The organism is Mesorhizobium sp. dw_380 (assembly GCF_018588885.1).
Classification (GTDB): Bacteria; Pseudomonadota; Alphaproteobacteria; order Rhizobiales; family Rhizobiaceae; genus Mesorhizobium.
Map to the genome: position 1 here is coordinate 1 of NZ_JAFFIW010000056.1, position 15,348 is coordinate 15,348.

Below are 15,348 nucleotides of genomic sequence, written 5' to 3' on the forward strand. Positions count from 1 at the left end.
CCCCGAGGATCAATTGCTGCTGGGGCTCGAAGAGGCCGAGCAGATCGAGGCCGCCGACGAGGAAGAGAACGAACAAGCATCTCCCGCAGAGCGCCTGGAGCGCGCCAGGAAGCGTCGGACGAACCGCGGCGCGTTGCCATCCCATCTGCCGCGGGTGGAAATGATCGTCGATATCGAGGACCATGCCTGCCCATGCTGCCGCAATGGCTTGCATCGGATCGGCGAGGACGTGAGCGAGCGGCTCGACATCGTTCCGGCGCAGCTGCGTGTAATCGTCGTGCGCCGGCCCAAATATGGCTGCCGCGCCTGCGAGGACGTCGTGGTTCAGGCTCCCGCGCCGGCCCGGCTGATCGAGGGTGGTCTTCCGACCGAGGCAACGGTCGCCCAGGTGCTGGTCTCAAAATATGCCGATCACCTACCGCTCTATCGTCAGGCGCAGATCTACGCCCGGCAGGGAATCAATCTCGATCGCTCCACGCTCGCCGATTGGGTCGGCCGCGCCGCCTGGCACCTGCGTCCGGTCCACGAGCGGCTGCTTGGCAAGCTGAAGTCCTCGCCAAAACTCTTCGCCGACGAGACGACCGCGCCAGTGCTCGATGCGGCAAGACTAAGACAGGTCAACTCTGGGCCTATGCCCGCGATGACCGACCGTGGGAAGGGAGCGACCCGCCGGGCGTCGCCTATGTCTATGCGCCGGACCGAAAGGCCGAGCGTCCGATCGCTCATCTCGCGGGCTTCACCGGAATCCTTCAGGTCGACGGCTATGGCGGCTATCGTGTGATGGCCGACAGAAGCGACGTGACGCTCGCCTTCTGCTGGGCACACGTGCGCCGGCGCTTCTATGAACTGGCCGTGTCCGGACCAGCGCCGATCGCCAGCGAGGCGCTCAGACGGATTGGCGAACTCTACAAGATCGAGGATGACATCCGTGGCCGATCGGCCAACGAGCGTCGCGCGATGCGTCAAGACAAAAGCCGCGCCATCGTCGTCGATCTCGAGCCCTGGCTTCGCGAGAAACTCGGTCTGATCAGCCAGAAGACAAAGCTCGCCGAGGCAATCCGCTATACGCTCACGCGCTGGGAAGGCCTCTCGCGCTTCCTTGACGACGGCCGCATCGAGATCGACAGCAACACCGTCGAACGCTCGATCCGTCCGATCGCGCTCAACCGCAAGAACGCGCTCTTCGCAGGCTCTGACGGCGGTGCCGAACACTGGGCAGTCATCGCCTCGCTGATCGAAACCTGCAAACTCAACGATGTCGAACCGCTCGGCTATCTCGCCGATGTCCTCTCCAGGATCCTCAACGGCCACCCCAACAGCCAGATCGACGACCTGCTGCCTTGGGCCTACATCCCGGCTCCCGAGCTCAAGGCCGTGGCCTGAGAACACCGCTTACGGTAGTGGTCTGTGGCGTCGGATTGGTTTCCGTCACCGGGTTCTTGTCGACCGGCTGGCTGTTCACATTATCCGTCTTGGATTTGACAGGGTCGGCATTGTTGTCGCACCCCTAGGGAGAGCAATGCGGCCGCCATCAACAACACCGCTCTCATGCTGATTGTTCCTGGCTGAGTTCGGACGAAGCAGCCTGCCAGTGACCTATCCGGTCGAACCGCACCGAAAGCCCCTGTTTGGCGGCACTTCTGGCCAGCAAATGATCCAGTTCGACGTCCTCGATCGGGGTCCGAACCACCTGACGAATGGCCCTGCATGCCAGTTCGGTCGAGACAAAATCATACCTCCTGCTTCTCGCGAGAACATATTGTTCGACCAGCACCTTCACGCGCCTGAGCGCGATCTCCTCGGCATATTGCATTTGTTTCTCCTGGGCGCCGAACTGCCGGACCGGCAAGATGTTCCCGCCTAAAGCGCGCGGCGTCGAAAAGCCCGCGCCTCCTTTAGGGAGCGGCGCGGGCTGACCAGGCCGGAGCCCGATCGCGCAGCATCAGAGATGGGAGGATGACAATACTGCACGATCTCGAACTTGCATCGGCTTCGCTTGTTCCCGCTACAGATGAAATAAGTTGCAAGCACGATCTGACAAGCAGGACGAGCCCGCACACTTCGCTCACGCTCGCCAACGGCCTTCGATCCCGTCGCGATGGCGGAACTTTCAATCTTGCCGGCGATTGACCCGCTGACATGAGATCGTTTCGCCGTTGCAAAAAAAGGAGCCACAATGGGCAAGGAAAATTCCGTATCAAAACCCGCCGTCCGGTCTCCGAACGCTGATGGCCTGCCACACGCAAGCAGGGATGCCAACGACACGGACGCCGGCGCTAAACCGCTGACGGCAAAGACCGCCGGCAAATCGCGCCCTTCGACTGCTCCGCTGGATAACCCAGACGCCAATCGAAACGCCGGACAGCCACGTCAGGCCGGTACGACGCCTCGGCCTACCGATAAACCGCTGGATTGATCGCGGCTCATCTGATCCCGACCGGCTTGCCGTTAGGATCAGAGCGAAGTCGACGGGGCTCGGAGCGATGCCAGCTCGGCCACCGCGGCCAGGATGACAGCTTCACCCGATGGCTTGGGAACAAATTTGCAGTCTCGGAAGGGAGCGGGAACATCACCCTGTCCAAATCCCGTGATGAACGCGAAAGGAGTGCGGCGAGCCAGCAATGTCTCCGCGATGGGCAGGCTTGTTTTGCCGTTCAATTGAATGTCCAGCAACGCGACATCGACATTGTCCGCCTCGACAAGCCGAAGAGCCGCGGCAACCGATGAAACAGGGCCGACCACCGGATAGCCAGCTTTGCGCAGGCGGGACGCGATGTCTTCCGCGATCAACCATTCGTCCTCGACTACCAGAACACGAGGCCTGTCGCTCATGGCACGTTCCTATGATTTGCGGGAAAAGCGATCTGAACGCTGAGACCGTTCTCGTCGAAAGCGGTCTCGACGTGGCCGCCCAGTCTGTAGCCGATTTCTCCCTGCAAAAGGGTCAAGCCGAAGCCATTGGTCAAAGGCTCTTTTACAGCGGGACCATCCTTCTCGCGCCAGCCAAGCGTGAAACTGTCATCATGGATCGACCATTCCACCCCGATCTTGCCTCGGGGTTTGGATAAGGCGCCATACTTGGCCGCATTGGTGGCCAGTTCATGAATGGCCATCGAGAGGGAAAGCCCCTGTTGCGGGCCGAGCTTCACATCCTCGCCATGGAGTTCGATGCGTTCGACGCCGAATGGTTCGAGTTCCTGCTGGAGCAACTCCTTGACCGAGGCTTCCTTCCAGCTCTCCCGGGTCAGCAGTCCATAGGCCCGAGACATGGCGTGCAGGCGGCCGATCAGCGCATCCGCGAACTCTTCCTTGGTGTCCGAATTTTCCCGCGTCCGGTTGGCGATGCTGGCGATCACGGCCAGCATGTTCTTGACCCGATGGTTGAGCTCGGAGATGAGCACCTGCTGATGCTCTTCCGCCTCTGCCAATGTGGTGACATCGACCAGTGTCACCACGACGCCCTGTATCTTGTAGCCCTTGTCCCGATACGGGTTGATGCGGACCATGTGAAACAGGCCTCTGGCATCGCGCGCAAGATGGTGGTTCAGGGTCTCGCCTGTCTCGAACACCTTGTCGATGTGCTGCTTCAACTCGGGGTAATCGAGTTGGCTCGACAGATCCGTCAGCGGCCGGCCGACATCGGAGGGACGCAGGCTGAAGAAGGATGAAGCCGCCGGCGTGAAGGTGCGGACCACAAGGTTGCGATCGAGGAAAATGGTCGCGATATCGGTGCTTTCGAACAGGTTGCGCAGATCGCTGTTGGCATGGTCAAGCTCTTCTATCTTGCCCGTCAATTCGGCGTTGATCGTGTTGAGCTCTTCGTTGAGCGACTGCATCTCCTCCTTAGAGGCTTCGAGTTCCTCATTGGTGGATTGCGCCTCCTCATTGACCGAGACGAGTTCCTCGTTCGACGATTTCACCTCCTCCAGGGCGGTCTCGTACTCCTCGATCGTCGATTGCAGGCGCTCTCTCGTGTCGCGCAGTTCCCGCTCGAGATCGGCGGTGCTGTCGCTGTCATGGCTGCCGCCATCTTCGTCGGACCGGGCCTGCGGCGGTCCCGACGGTTCGAAGAGGACAAGGTAAAGCGGTTCGCCATTACCGCGTTCGGTGAGCGGTTCGATCGTCAGCCTGATCGGTTGGACACGTTCGTCATCCTCCTCAACGACGAGGTTTTCCCGCACAACCGTGCGGCGGGTCGTCGTTGATTCCCTCAATGCGGCGCGCAGGTCCAGGCGCAGCCCGCGGCGCGCCATGGTGAGCAGCTGCCGGCTGGGGATACCTTGCGGCGCCTCGAGGTATTTGCCGGTCCGGGCTGAATAGTAGACGACGTCGCCTTCCGCATTGACGAGCACATGCGGCGGGGCGAACCGCTCCAGCACTTGTGCCTCGACTGTCTGGCGCAGGGGATAACCGACAGTTCCCCTCCTTAAGCCGGTGTTTTCGGGTGGAAAAAGGCCGGAACGGCTGTCGCCGATCAGGGCAGGCAGCCTGATATGCGGCGAAGCGTGCTCCCGTGCCTGGAAAATGCGATGTTTCTTGTCGACGGTGGCGAACAGATTGTCGTGCTGCCCAACACTCTCGGACGTGCCGAGGAAAAGATAGCCGCCGGGCTTCAGCGCATAGTGGAAGACAGGGATGACACGGTTTTGAATGCTCGGCCCGAAATAGATCAGCAGGTTACGGCAAGAGACCAGGTCCGTGCGCGAAAACGGCGGATCGCGAATAACGCTGTGTGGCGAGAAAATGCACAGCTCACGTACATCGCTGCTGAGGACATAGCTCTCGCCATTTCCATTGAAAAACCGCTGCCGGCGTTCGGGGGAAAGCCCTTGCAGCAAGGCTTCGGGATAGCGCGCCGCCCGCGCCACCGCTAACGCCGGCTCGTCTATGTCGGTGGCGAATATCTGGACGCGCGGGACGGCCGAAAGCTTTTCCATGTGTTCACGCAGCAGGATGCCAATGGAGAACACTTCCTCGCCCGTGGCGCAGCCGGGAACCCAGACCCTGACAGTATCGCTGGCGGTCTTGCCTTCGAAGAGCTGCGGTATGATCTTTCGCTCGAGCAATTCGAATGCGTCCGGATCGCGGAAAAAATTGGTCACGTTTATCAGCAAGTCGCGAAACAGGTTCATCACCTCGCGAGGGTCCTTCTTCAGCCAGTCGATATAGGCGCTGATGGACTGAATCTGGGCGATCTGCATGCGCCGCTTGACGCGGCGCAGGAATGTCTTGGGCTTATAGCCTGAAAACTCGTGGCCGGAGTGGCTGCGCAAAATGCCGTATATCTGTTCCCGCATCGTATCTATGTCGGCCGTATGGGCGCCGTCTTCGTCCGCCAGCCCGTTCAGCGCGTCGAAGCCGCGGGCGAAAGCCTCCAGCTTCGCCCCAATCTCCTCGGCGGGTACAGCGATATCGACGAGCCCACTGGCAATAGCGCTCTGCGGCATATCTGGATTGCGCGGGCCATAGCCGTCCGACGCCTGCGCAACGGTGAGCCCGCCCCGCTCCTTGATGGCCTTGGCACCCAAGGTTCCATCGGAATCTCCACCCGACAGAATGACGCCGACGGCATATTCACCCTGGTCTTCGGCCAGTGTGCTGAAGAAGATGTCGATAGGTTTGCGCTCTTGGGTAAGCCCATTGGGCCGCCGCAGGTGCAGCACGCCGTTGTCGATGGCTAGGGTGACGTTCTGCGGCATCACATAGACGTGGTCGGGTTCGACAGCCATACCATCCTCGACCACCACGACAGGCATCTCGGTGTAGCGGCTGACAACCTCATGCAACAGGCTCTCCCGCTTGGGGCTGAGATGCGTGATGATGACGAACGCCATGCCGGGGTGACCGGGCACGCCCTTGAAAAGGCCTTCCATCGCGGGAATGCCACCGGCGGACGCGCCGACGCCCACGATGGGGAATCTTTTCGATCGGGCTGCCACGGCCTGTCCCCCTTTCGCCCGGCCCGACACAAAGTCCTTCAAAATCGGACCAGACAGGACATCATCATATAGCGCGCAGGAGGGCCGGAACAAGTCGCCATGGATGACGTTGAACCCGATATCCATGGTGGTTCAATGGCAAAACGTTCTTCTGAAATTAAGCTCATGGCGCCACCGATATCAGGAGCGCAGGGGCTGATTGGCTGTTCCGATGCGGGGTCCGTCCCGGATCGCATGCTGATGCTTGCGAAACGATTGCAGACGGCCTTGAATGACAAAACCCGGAATGAACGTCGGTCCCATCCTAAACTCCGTACCAAGAGAGGATGAGGACGTGCGCGACCTGCGGGGACTGCATATTCTGATCGTCGAAGACGAATGGATGCTGGCAGGAGATCTTGCGCGGTTCTTCAGCAATATGGGCGCCATCGTCCTTGGCCCCGCGGCAACCGTCGAACAGGCATCGAAACATACCGACGCGGCCGAAGCTGCAATCCTCGACGTCAATCTCAACGGCCGACGAGTGTTTCCGATCGCGGACAAGTTGATGCGCCGCGGCATCCCATTCGTATTCTTCAGCGGTGACAACGACATCGCCATTCCCGAACATCTGCGTTTCGCCAGCAATCTGCGTAAATCCTCTGGCAGCCAGGCTGTGTTCAACGCTCTTTTTCCGCCGCGATCATCCGGGGAGGCAAAGACCTTCGAGCCAAGTTCGTCCGACGACGTGTTCGCGCTTTTGCCCAAACTGCGACTTGCGGCGCGCCTTTTGCTGGGAGACGTCGATGCGTCGGACCGCCTCGTCGAGAGGACGCTCGAGCAAGCGATCCGGGATGTCGACCGCAGGCGGCCTGGGCAGTCCACCGAAAACTGGCTCAGCGGCATCATGCGAGAGGTGGCGAAAGCCCGCGGCGCAAAGCTCTTGCATTGATTTTTTCTCCTCGAGCCGGAGTTTGTCGGTCGCAGCGGCTAAGGCCCGCCTCGCCCGCCCACGGCGCCGTAGGCTGCCCGGGCTGGCGTCATCAGCCTTTGCGATTGCGCTCGACGAACTTGTTGAAACGGCTGGCTTGTCCGTCACTGGTCCTGGCCTGATACAGAAAGGCCAGATCATTCTCATCGAATATCCGGAAGAACTCGTCCCATTCGATAGGCTCGAATGCTTCCTCGGGCTCGCCGAAGTCGATCCGCAGGATGCCGCCCTCGCCTTTGGTGCGGACCACCGCCGGCCGGCCCTGCCGCTCTTCGGCCCATTTGCGAATTTCGTCGTGATTGGTGGTCGTCTGCGACTGCGACATTGAAATCTCCTTGATCATCGGCCTCGCCGCATCCGGGCCTCACGGCGGCTGTCGAGCGTCCTAACAGCACACGGGCAGCAATGTTCCAGCACCGCGAGCCGATCGCGATGTGCCTGCTTTCGAACGAAGCTGGCCGAGGGAACTTTGTTGAAGCACAGGGAACAAACCTTTTGCCGAATAGTTCGGAGACCCGAGGTCACTCGTCCGAGGAGTCGTCGTGAAACGCATATTGGTTACAGGAGGCTGCGGCTTCATCGGCCGCCACGTCGCACAAGAACTCATCACTCAGGATTATTCCGTTCGCATTCTCGATGCCCTTCTGGAGCAGGTGCATGGAGGCGAAGCGATCGCGCTTCCCGCCGGAGCCGAACTGATCAAGGCCGATGTCCGCGACCGCGAGGCCGTCGCCAAGGCGCTGGAAGGTATTGACGCGGTCATTCACCTGGCGGCGGAAGTCGGCGTCGGACAGTCGATGTACGAGATCGCGCGCTATGTCGGCACCAACGATCTCGGCACGGCCACGCTGCTCGAGTCGTTGATCAAACACCCGGTCGAGCGGATCGTCGTCGCCTCCTCGATGAGCGTCTATGGCGAGGGCCTCTATGCCACGCCGGACGGCCGGCGCATCGACAATGCCCGGCGCAAGGCGAGCGACATCAAAAGCGGACAATGGAATCCGCTGTCGCCGGAAGGCGAACCCCTCTCGCCGCTGCCGACGGACGAAGAGAAGCCGGTCGATCTCGCCTCGATCTACGCGCTGACAAAATACGCCCAGGAACGCGCCGTGCTGATCTTCGGCGAGGCCTACGGCATCGATGCGGTCGCGCTGCGCCTATTCAATGTCTTCGGCGCCGGCCAGGCACTATCAAATCCCTATACCGGCGTGCTGGCCAACTTCGCTTCACGTCTCGCCAATAGCCAACCGCCGATGATCTTCGAGGATGGCGAACAGAAGCGCGATTTCGTCCATGTGCATGACGTCGCCCGCGCCTTTCGCCTTGCGCTGCAGCAACGTCAGGCGAAGGGCCACGTCATCAACATCGGCAGCGGCCGGGCCTATGCGATCAGCGAGGTCGCCCGATTGCTGGCCGAGGCCATGGGAACGCCGAAACGGTCGCCCGAGCTGCTCGGCAAGGCGCGCTCCGGCGATATCCGCAACTGCTTCGCCGATATTTCCAAGGCACGGGAGCTGCTCGGTTTCGAACCGGGGCAACGATTGGAGAGTTCGCTCGGCGATTTCGTTTCCTGGGTGCGCAACACAGTCGCTGTCGACCGCGGTGCCGACATGAAGCGCGAACTCGAAGAACGCGGGTTGGTGTCATGAATCGGGGTGCACGCAGTCGTCGCGAAGCGCCGGTCGCCATCGTCGGCGGCAGCGGCTTCATCGGATCGAACCTGGCCGACAGCCTGTTGTCGGATGGCAAGCCGGTGCTGGTGATCGACAATCTTAGTCGTCCCGGCGTCGAACAGAACCTTGAATGGCTGGCGCAGAAACACGGCAGCCGCCTCACGGTCGAGACCATCGACGTGCGGGACGCCAATGCTCTGACGCCCGTTTTGATGCGTTCGAAGGCGATCTTCCATCTGGCCGCGCAAACGGCCGTCACCACCAGCCTGGTTCGGCCAGACGAGGATTTCGACGTCAATCTTCGGGGAACGTTCAACGTGCTGGAAGCGGCGCGACTGAGCAGTGGGCGTATCCCGGTGATCTTCGCCAGCACCAACAAGGTCTACGGCAGCCTCCCCGACGTCGCCGTTCGCGAGGATGGCGATCGCTGCGTACCTTGCGATTGCACCGTCCAGGCCCAAGGCATCGATGAGGCCCGCGGCCTGGATTTCTGCACACCCTATGGCTGCTCCAAAGGTGCGGCGGACCAGTATGTGCTCGACTATGCCAAATCCTACGGCATGCCGACGGCGGTGCTGCGAATGAGCTGTATCTACGGACCGCGGCAGTTCGGCACCGAGGACCAGGGCTGGGTCGCGCACTTCCTGCTCAGCGCACTCACCGGACGGCCAATCACCATCTACGGCGACGGCAGGCAGGTGCGTGACATCCTGCACGTCGCCGACGCGGTCGCGGCCTACCGGGCCGTGCTCGACCATATCGAGAGGGTCAGGGGCCAGGCATTCAATCTTGGCGGCGGACCGGAAAATGCGCTCAGCCTGCGTATGCTGCTGAGCGAGATCGGCGGCCTGACCGGCCGGGAGCTTTCGATCCGCCACGAATCCGAACGGACCGGCGACCAGCCCTTCTTCGTTGCCGATACCCGCAAGATCCTAACGACGCTTGGCTGGAAGGCGCATGTTTCATGGCGCGAAGGCATTCGCGACCTGGCCGACTGGCTGCAGCGCCACCGGCTCGAGCCCCGACCCGAAGCCGTGAGGTACGTCGCATGAAAATCGCCCTGGTCAACCCGTTCTGGACCTATGACGACAGCATCTATTTCGGCTGCCGCCAACCACACCTGCCGCTGGAACTCGGCTATTCCAAAGCCCTGCTTGAAGCGGCCGGCCATGAGGTGCTGATGCTGGACGGGCAGTTGCAGAAGCTCGACAATTCCAGGCTCTGCGAACGCGTGGCTGATTTCGCACCGGCAATGACGGTGGTCAGCACCGCGCCGACCTATTTGTTCTGGCGCTGCGCACCGCCGGAGTTGCGCGTCCCGGCCGATTTCCTCAATCGTCTCGCCGGGCGAGGCGGACGCACAGTCGCGGTCGGGCCGCACGGCTCAGCGACACCGGCGCCGACCTTGCGCAAACTTGGCGCCGACATTGTCGTGCGCGGCGAATGCGAGGAAATCGTCGCGGAACTTGCCCGACGCGACGATTGGAGCGCAGTTTCCTCAACCGCTTTTCTGCGGGACGCCAAGCTGGTTTCGAACGGCGGCGTCCATGCCAGTTCGTTTGTCGACCATCCGCCGCTTGAATGGCCATCGGACTGGATCACTGCCCATTCGCATCACCATCACAGGTTCGATGAGCATCAGATTGGGTTCGGCGCTGAGGTCGAGGCGTCACGCGGCTGTCCCTACAATTGCAGCTTCTGCGCCAAGATCGATTTCCGCGACGCCTATCGGCGCCGCAACCACGAGGCGGTGGTAACGGAAATCGATCGGCTGATTGCCCAAGGTGTCGGCTACATCTACTTCATCGACGAAATCTTCCTGCCGCAAAAAGCGCTGCTGGAAGCGTTGATCGACCGCGATGTGAAATTCGGCGTGCAGACCCGCATTGACCTGTGGAAACCGGAGCTGCTGGAATTGCTGGGCGCGGCCGGCTGTGTCTCCATCGAAGCCGGCCTCGAAAGCCTGACGGTAGAAGGCCGAGCCATGTTGGCGAAGCGCTGCCGGCTGGGCACCGAGGAACTCGCCGCGTTGCTGGTCAATGCCAGACGCCACGTTCCGTTCGTCCAGGCCAATCTGATCGGCGTCGTCGAGGATGATCCTGCCCTTGTCGATTACTGGCGAGCCCACCTGCTCGACAATGGCGTGTGGGCCAATGAACCCGTACCGCTGTATCCATATCCGAGTTCGCCCAGCTATCGCGAGCTTTGGGGCGAACCCGACGACCTCGCCTGGGAGCGCGCCCATGACCATTACCTTGCATCGTTCCAGAAGTTCAGCGACATCCAGGAAAGGCGCCCGCGTCCGCTGGCGGTACTGGAGGCGACATGTTGCGGACACTGACGCCGCGCAAGCGCCGCATCCTGATGACCGTCGACGCCATGGGCGGAGTATGGCGCTATGCGCTTGATCTCGGCCGGGAACTGGTCAATGGCGGCGACAGCATTGTGTTTGCCGGTCTGGGGCCGCAGCCATCCAGGCAACAGGCCGAAGAGGCGCAGTCCCTCGCGACGCTGATCTGGCTGAATACGCCACTGGATTGGATGACCCGCAGCTCCGGTGATCTCGATGCCTTGCCGGGGGAATTGCATGCACCCCTGCGGGACCACGCCATTGACCTTGTCCATCTCAACGCCCCGACGCAGGCAGTGGAATTCGATGCGCCCTGTCCGGTCATAGTGGTCTCGCATTCCTGCGTGACGACATGGTTCCACGCCGTCAGGGGACAGGCCTTGGATAGCGCATGGGCCTGGCAGAAAGAGCGCAACAGGCGTGGCTTCGACAGGGCCGACGCAGTCATCGCGCCGAGCCGCAGCCATGCCGAGGCGATCGAAACCTGCTATGGAAGGCCGATCGCGCGCCTCCACGTCGTCGGAAACGGCGCCCGTCCGGTCCCGAAAGCCGAAAACCGCCAGCCGCTCGTCTTCGCCGCTGCCCGCTGGTGGGACGAGGGAAAGAATATTGGGGTGGTCGACCAGGCCGCCTCATTGACGCAATGGCCCATCTTTACAGCCGGTTCGATGCACGGTCCGAACGGCGAGCGTGCCACCTTCAACCATGCCGTTCCTCTCGGAGCACTGCCGTCTGACGAGGTGCGCTCCTTGATGGCGCGCGCCGGCATTTTTGTATCGCCATCGCTCTACGAGCCGTTCGGTCTGGCGGCGCTGGAAGCGGCTATGTCGGCAACGCCCCTGGTGCTCTCCGATATCGCGACATATCGCGAACTGTGGGACGGGGCCGCGATGTTCTTCGACGCGCGCGATCCGCACGACCTCGCTGCCTGCATCAATCGTCTTTCCAGCGATGCCGGGCACAGGCGAGAGCTCGGCCAGGCAGCCATCCGCCGGAGCCGCAGGTTCACGCTGGCGAGGCAGGCAGCGGCCATGCGCGATGTTTACGAAAGAGCTTCGCTAGCCGTGGCGGAGCGCTGATCATGCGCTTTTTGTTCTACACCCACTCGATCGTTTCCGACTGGAATCACGGCAACGCCCACTTCCTGCGCGGTGTCATGCGAGAACTGGTCCAGCGCCAGCATAAGGCGATCGCGATGGAGCCGGCGGACGGCTGGAGCCGCTCCAATCTGCTGACTGAGCAGGGATCGTTCGCCATCGAACGCTTCCGCAAGGATTTCCCCGAATTGATGCCGGTGACCTACGATGCCGGGTTCGACCACGAAGCCTGGGTCTCCGAGGCCGATGTGGTGATCGTCCATGAGTGGACGGATCCGGAGCTTGTCGCACGCATCGGCCGTGCCCGGGCCCGTGGTGGCAACTTCATCCTTCTTTTTCACGATACCCATCACAGGGCCGTGTCGGCGACCGAGGCAATCTCGGCGCTCCGGCTGGAGCACTATGACGGTGTTCTTGCCTTTGGCGAAGCGCTGCGCGAGAGCTACCTGCGCGCCGGCTGGGGCAAACGCGTCTTCACCTGGCATGAAGCGGCGGACGATCGCCTGTTCAAGCCGCACCCGGAAATCCACCCCACGTCCGATCTGGTCTGGATCGGAAACTGGGGCGACGATGAGCGGACCGCCGAACTCAAGGAATTTCTGATCGAGCCGGTCCACGATCTTGGCGTTGACGCCACGGTTCACGGCGTCCGCTATCCCAGGCCGGCACTCGCCGATCTGGCCGCCGCCGGTCTGCGCTATGAAGGGTGGATCGCCAATGCCGACGTGCCGAAGGCGTTCGCCGCGCATCGTGCCACCGTGCACATCCCGCGGCGTCCCTACCGCGAGGGGCTGCCCGGAATTCCGACGATCCGCATGTTCGAGGCACTTGCCTGCGGCATTCCGCTGATTTCAGCGCCGTGGTCCGATGTCGAGCAGCTTTTCAGGCCCGGCGTCGACTTCCTGTTTGCCGAGAATGGCTCGCGGATGCGGCAACAGCTTCAGGCAGTGTTGGCCGATCCCGACTTTGCGGCCTCCCTGGTGACCTCGGGTCTTGAGACCATCCGCTCGCGACACACCTGCCGCCACCGCGTCGACGAGCTGTTCGACGTGCTCACGGAATGCACGAACCAACACACCGCCGACCCGATCGCCGCAAAGGAAGCCGCCGCATGAAGATCGCATTCTATGGATCGAGCCTCTTGTCGTCCTACTGGAACGGTGCCGCGACCTACTATCGTGGGTTGCTGAAGGCACTTTCCCAGTTGGGGTACGAGATCACTTTCTATGAACCAAATGTCTACGACCGGCAGAAGAACCGCGACATTGATGCGCCTGACTGGTGCACCGTGGTCGTTTATGAGGCGACGCAGCATGCGCTGATGCAGGTGACGGCGCGTGCCGCCGAGGCCGACATCGTCGTCAAGGCGAGCGGCGTCGGTTTTGAGGATGAGGCGCTGCTGCGCGCCGTGCTCGACCACGCCCGCGGCGACGCGCTCATCATATTCTGGGACGTGGACGCGCCAGCCACGCTTGCCCAGTTGCGCGACGAGCCGGACCACCCGCTGCATCGTGCGCTGCAAGAAATCGACCTTGTGTTGACCTATGGCGGCGGCGATCCCGTCGTCTGGGCCTATCGTGCCATGGGCGCCAACGAGTGCGTGCCGATCTACAATGCGCTCGATCCCGAAACGCATTACCCGGTCGCCGGCAATGCGCGTTTTGCCTGCGATCTGGCGTTCCTCGGAAATCGGCTGCCGGATCGTGAAGCGCGTGTCGAATCGTTCTTCCTCGATCCCGCCAGCCAGCTGCCGAAACAGCATTTTCTGCTCGGCGGATCGGGCTGGGGCGACAAGCCGCTACCAGCCAATGTCGGCTGGCTCGGCCATGTCGGCACCCGCGACCACAATGCCTTCAATGTCACTTCAAAGGCCGTGTTGAACATCAGCCGCGACAGCATGGCCGCAAACGGTTTTTCACCGGCCACGCGTGTCTTCGAGGCGGCCGGCGCCGGCGCCTGTCTCATCACGGATGCTTGGCTGGGCGTGGAACTGTTCCTGAAACCCGGCGAGGAGATCCTTGTGGCGCGCGATGGCGGCGATGTCGCCGAGATCATGCGCTCCCTGACTCCCGGCCGGGCAAAGGCAATCGGCCAATCCGCACTTCGCCGCGTTCTCACCGACCATACCTACGCGTTGCGGGCGGCCGTGGCTGATGCCGTCTTCAAACGGCATTTCGAGCACGGGACCGTGGAGGCAGCGGAATGACCAAGCAACTGGACATCGTCTTTCTTGGCCTGTCGCTGTCCTCATCCTGGGGAAACGGCCACGCCACCACTTTTCGAGGTCTGCTGAAAGGCCTTCACGAACTTGGCCACCGCGTGACCTTTCTGGAGCGCGATGTGCCGTGGTACGCCAAACACCGCGATCTGCGCGATCCGGATTTCTGCGACTTGCGCTGGTACGAAACCACCGTGGAGTTGCAACGCGACCACGCACTGTGTCTGCAACAGGCCGATGTCGTGGTCATCGGCTCCTTCGTGCCGGAAGGGCGCTCGGTCATCGATATCGCCGCTTCACTTGGCACAGGACAACTCTGCTTTTACGACATCGACACGCCGGTGACCCTGGCGAAGCTGTCGGCGGACGATTGCGACTATCTGAGCTGGCGCCAGATTCCGTACTTCGATGTCTATTTCTCTTTCGCCGGCGGCCCGATGCTCATTGATCTGGCGCAGAACTTCGGCGCACGCCGCGCCGAGCCGCTCTACTGTTCGGTCGATCCGGAACGGCATCACCGCACGGCCGACCCGATCCGGTGGGATCTCGGCTATCTCGGCACCTACAGCGCAGACCGACAGGCGCCGCTCAACGCGCTCCTGCTCGAGCCCGCGCGGCGCATGCCGAACCGCCGTTTCGTCGTGGCCGGCTCGCAGTACCCGTCCAGCATCGTCTGGCCCGACAACGTCGAGCGCATCGAACACCTGCCGCCGGCCGATCACGCCGCGTTCTACAGCCGCCAGCGCTACACACTGAACGTCACACGCAGTTCGATGATCGCCGCGGGATGGTCGCCCAGCGTGCGCCTTTTCGAAGCTGCCGCTTGCGGTACACCGATCATCAGCGACCGCTGGCCAGGCCTCGACAGCTTCTTTCCCGCATCGGCGATCCACACGGCCGGCGAGGCGGACGACGTCGTCGAGATCCTCTCCGCCGAGGCCGATCGCACACGCCGCGCCATGGCGGGCAGAGCACGCGAACTCGTCCTTGCAGCCCACACCGGTGCGGCCAGGGCCCGCGAGTTCGTGATGGCGCTGGCGCAACCGAGGGCGGCGGTCCTCGATCTCGATGTTGGAAGTGCAGCATGACTGACAGACAGGA

13 protein-coding genes and 1 pseudogene are annotated in these 15,348 nt (G+C 62.1%); 10 read left to right on the top strand and 4 right to left on the bottom strand.

The window, feature by feature from the left end:
- Positions 1 to 1,383, top strand: a pseudogene (gene tnpC / locus JT360_RS30380) (IS66 family transposase); the annotation flags it as partial.
- 163 nt (positions 1,384 to 1,546) lie between these two features.
- On the opposite strand, the gene JT360_RS30385 reads toward tnpC, so the two are convergent.
- The 3 genes from JT360_RS30385 to JT360_RS30395 form a co-directional block, all read right to left on the bottom strand.
- Positions 1,547 to 1,813: a hypothetical protein gene (locus JT360_RS30385; RefSeq protein WP_214476685.1), complete on the bottom strand. Its 267-nt coding sequence runs from the start codon at positions 1,811 to 1,813 to the stop codon at positions 1,547 to 1,549.
- Positions 1,814 to 2,454: 641 nt separating this feature from the next.
- Positions 2,455 to 2,832, bottom strand: a complete 378-nt coding sequence (locus JT360_RS30390; protein ID WP_214476687.1) for a response regulator — start codon at positions 2,830 to 2,832, stop codon at positions 2,455 to 2,457.
- Entirely contained in the window at positions 2,829 to 5,939 is a 3,111-nt protein-coding gene (locus JT360_RS30395; RefSeq protein WP_214476689.1) for a CheR family methyltransferase, read from the bottom strand. The genes JT360_RS30390 and JT360_RS30395 overlap by 4 nt, the downstream gene beginning before the upstream one ends.
- 99 nt (positions 5,940 to 6,038) lie before the next feature.
- Here JT360_RS30395 and JT360_RS30400 point away from each other — a divergent pair, with 99 nt between their 5' ends.
- On the top strand, positions 6,039 to 6,269 hold the full coding sequence (locus JT360_RS30400) for a hypothetical protein (RefSeq protein WP_214476691.1): 231 nt from the start codon (positions 6,039 to 6,041) through the stop codon (positions 6,267 to 6,269).
- A 4-nt stretch (positions 6,270 to 6,273) separates the two neighbouring features.
- Positions 6,274 to 6,870 (top strand): response regulator, encoded by a 597-nt coding sequence (locus JT360_RS30405; RefSeq protein ID WP_214476693.1) that lies wholly within the window; start codon positions 6,274 to 6,276, stop codon positions 6,868 to 6,870.
- Positions 6,871 to 6,961: 91 nt separating this feature from the next.
- Here the strand turns inward: JT360_RS30405 and JT360_RS30410 are convergent, their stop codons facing one another.
- Entirely contained in the window at positions 6,962 to 7,234 is a 273-nt protein-coding gene (locus JT360_RS30410) for a hypothetical protein (protein ID WP_214476695.1), read from the bottom strand.
- Between the two features lie 217 nt (positions 7,235 to 7,451).
- On the opposite strand from JT360_RS30410, the gene JT360_RS30415 reads away from it, so the two are divergent.
- From JT360_RS30415 to JT360_RS30445, 7 genes are read left to right on the top strand one after another with little or no spacing between them, the layout of a single operon-like run.
- The gene (locus JT360_RS30415; protein ID WP_214476697.1) at positions 7,452 to 8,558 is read left to right on the top strand and encodes an NAD-dependent epimerase/dehydratase family protein; all 1,107 of its coding nucleotides are present in this window, start codon (positions 7,452 to 7,454) and stop codon (positions 8,556 to 8,558) included.
- Complete coding sequence (locus tag JT360_RS30420) at positions 8,555 to 9,634, top strand: NAD-dependent epimerase/dehydratase family protein (RefSeq protein ID WP_214476699.1); 1,080 nt, start codon at positions 8,555 to 8,557, stop codon at positions 9,632 to 9,634. The genes JT360_RS30415 and JT360_RS30420 overlap by 4 nt, the downstream gene beginning before the upstream one ends.
- Positions 9,631 to 10,923, top strand: coding sequence for a TIGR04295 family B12-binding domain-containing radical SAM protein (locus tag JT360_RS30425; RefSeq protein ID WP_214476702.1), 1,293 nt, complete (start codon positions 9,631 to 9,633; stop codon positions 10,921 to 10,923). Before JT360_RS30420 ends, JT360_RS30425 begins: the two co-directional genes overlap by 4 nt.
- Positions 10,908 to 12,011, top strand: a complete 1,104-nt coding sequence (locus tag JT360_RS30430; RefSeq protein ID WP_214476703.1) for a glycosyltransferase family 4 protein — start codon at positions 10,908 to 10,910, stop codon at positions 12,009 to 12,011. The genes JT360_RS30425 and JT360_RS30430 overlap by 16 nt, the downstream gene beginning before the upstream one ends.
- 2 nt (positions 12,012 to 12,013) lie before the next feature.
- Positions 12,014 to 13,144, top strand: a complete 1,131-nt coding sequence (locus tag JT360_RS30435; RefSeq protein WP_214476705.1) for a CgeB family protein — start codon at positions 12,014 to 12,016, stop codon at positions 13,142 to 13,144.
- Complete coding sequence (locus JT360_RS30440) at positions 13,141 to 14,235, top strand: CgeB family protein (protein ID WP_214476707.1); 1,095 nt, start codon at positions 13,141 to 13,143, stop codon at positions 14,233 to 14,235. Before JT360_RS30435 ends, JT360_RS30440 begins: the two co-directional genes overlap by 4 nt.
- Positions 14,232 to 15,335: a CgeB family protein gene (locus JT360_RS30445; RefSeq protein ID WP_214476709.1), complete on the top strand. Its 1,104-nt coding sequence runs from the start codon at positions 14,232 to 14,234 to the stop codon at positions 15,333 to 15,335. The genes JT360_RS30440 and JT360_RS30445 overlap by 4 nt, the downstream gene beginning before the upstream one ends.
- The last annotated feature ends 13 nt before the right edge of the window (positions 15,336 to 15,348 follow it).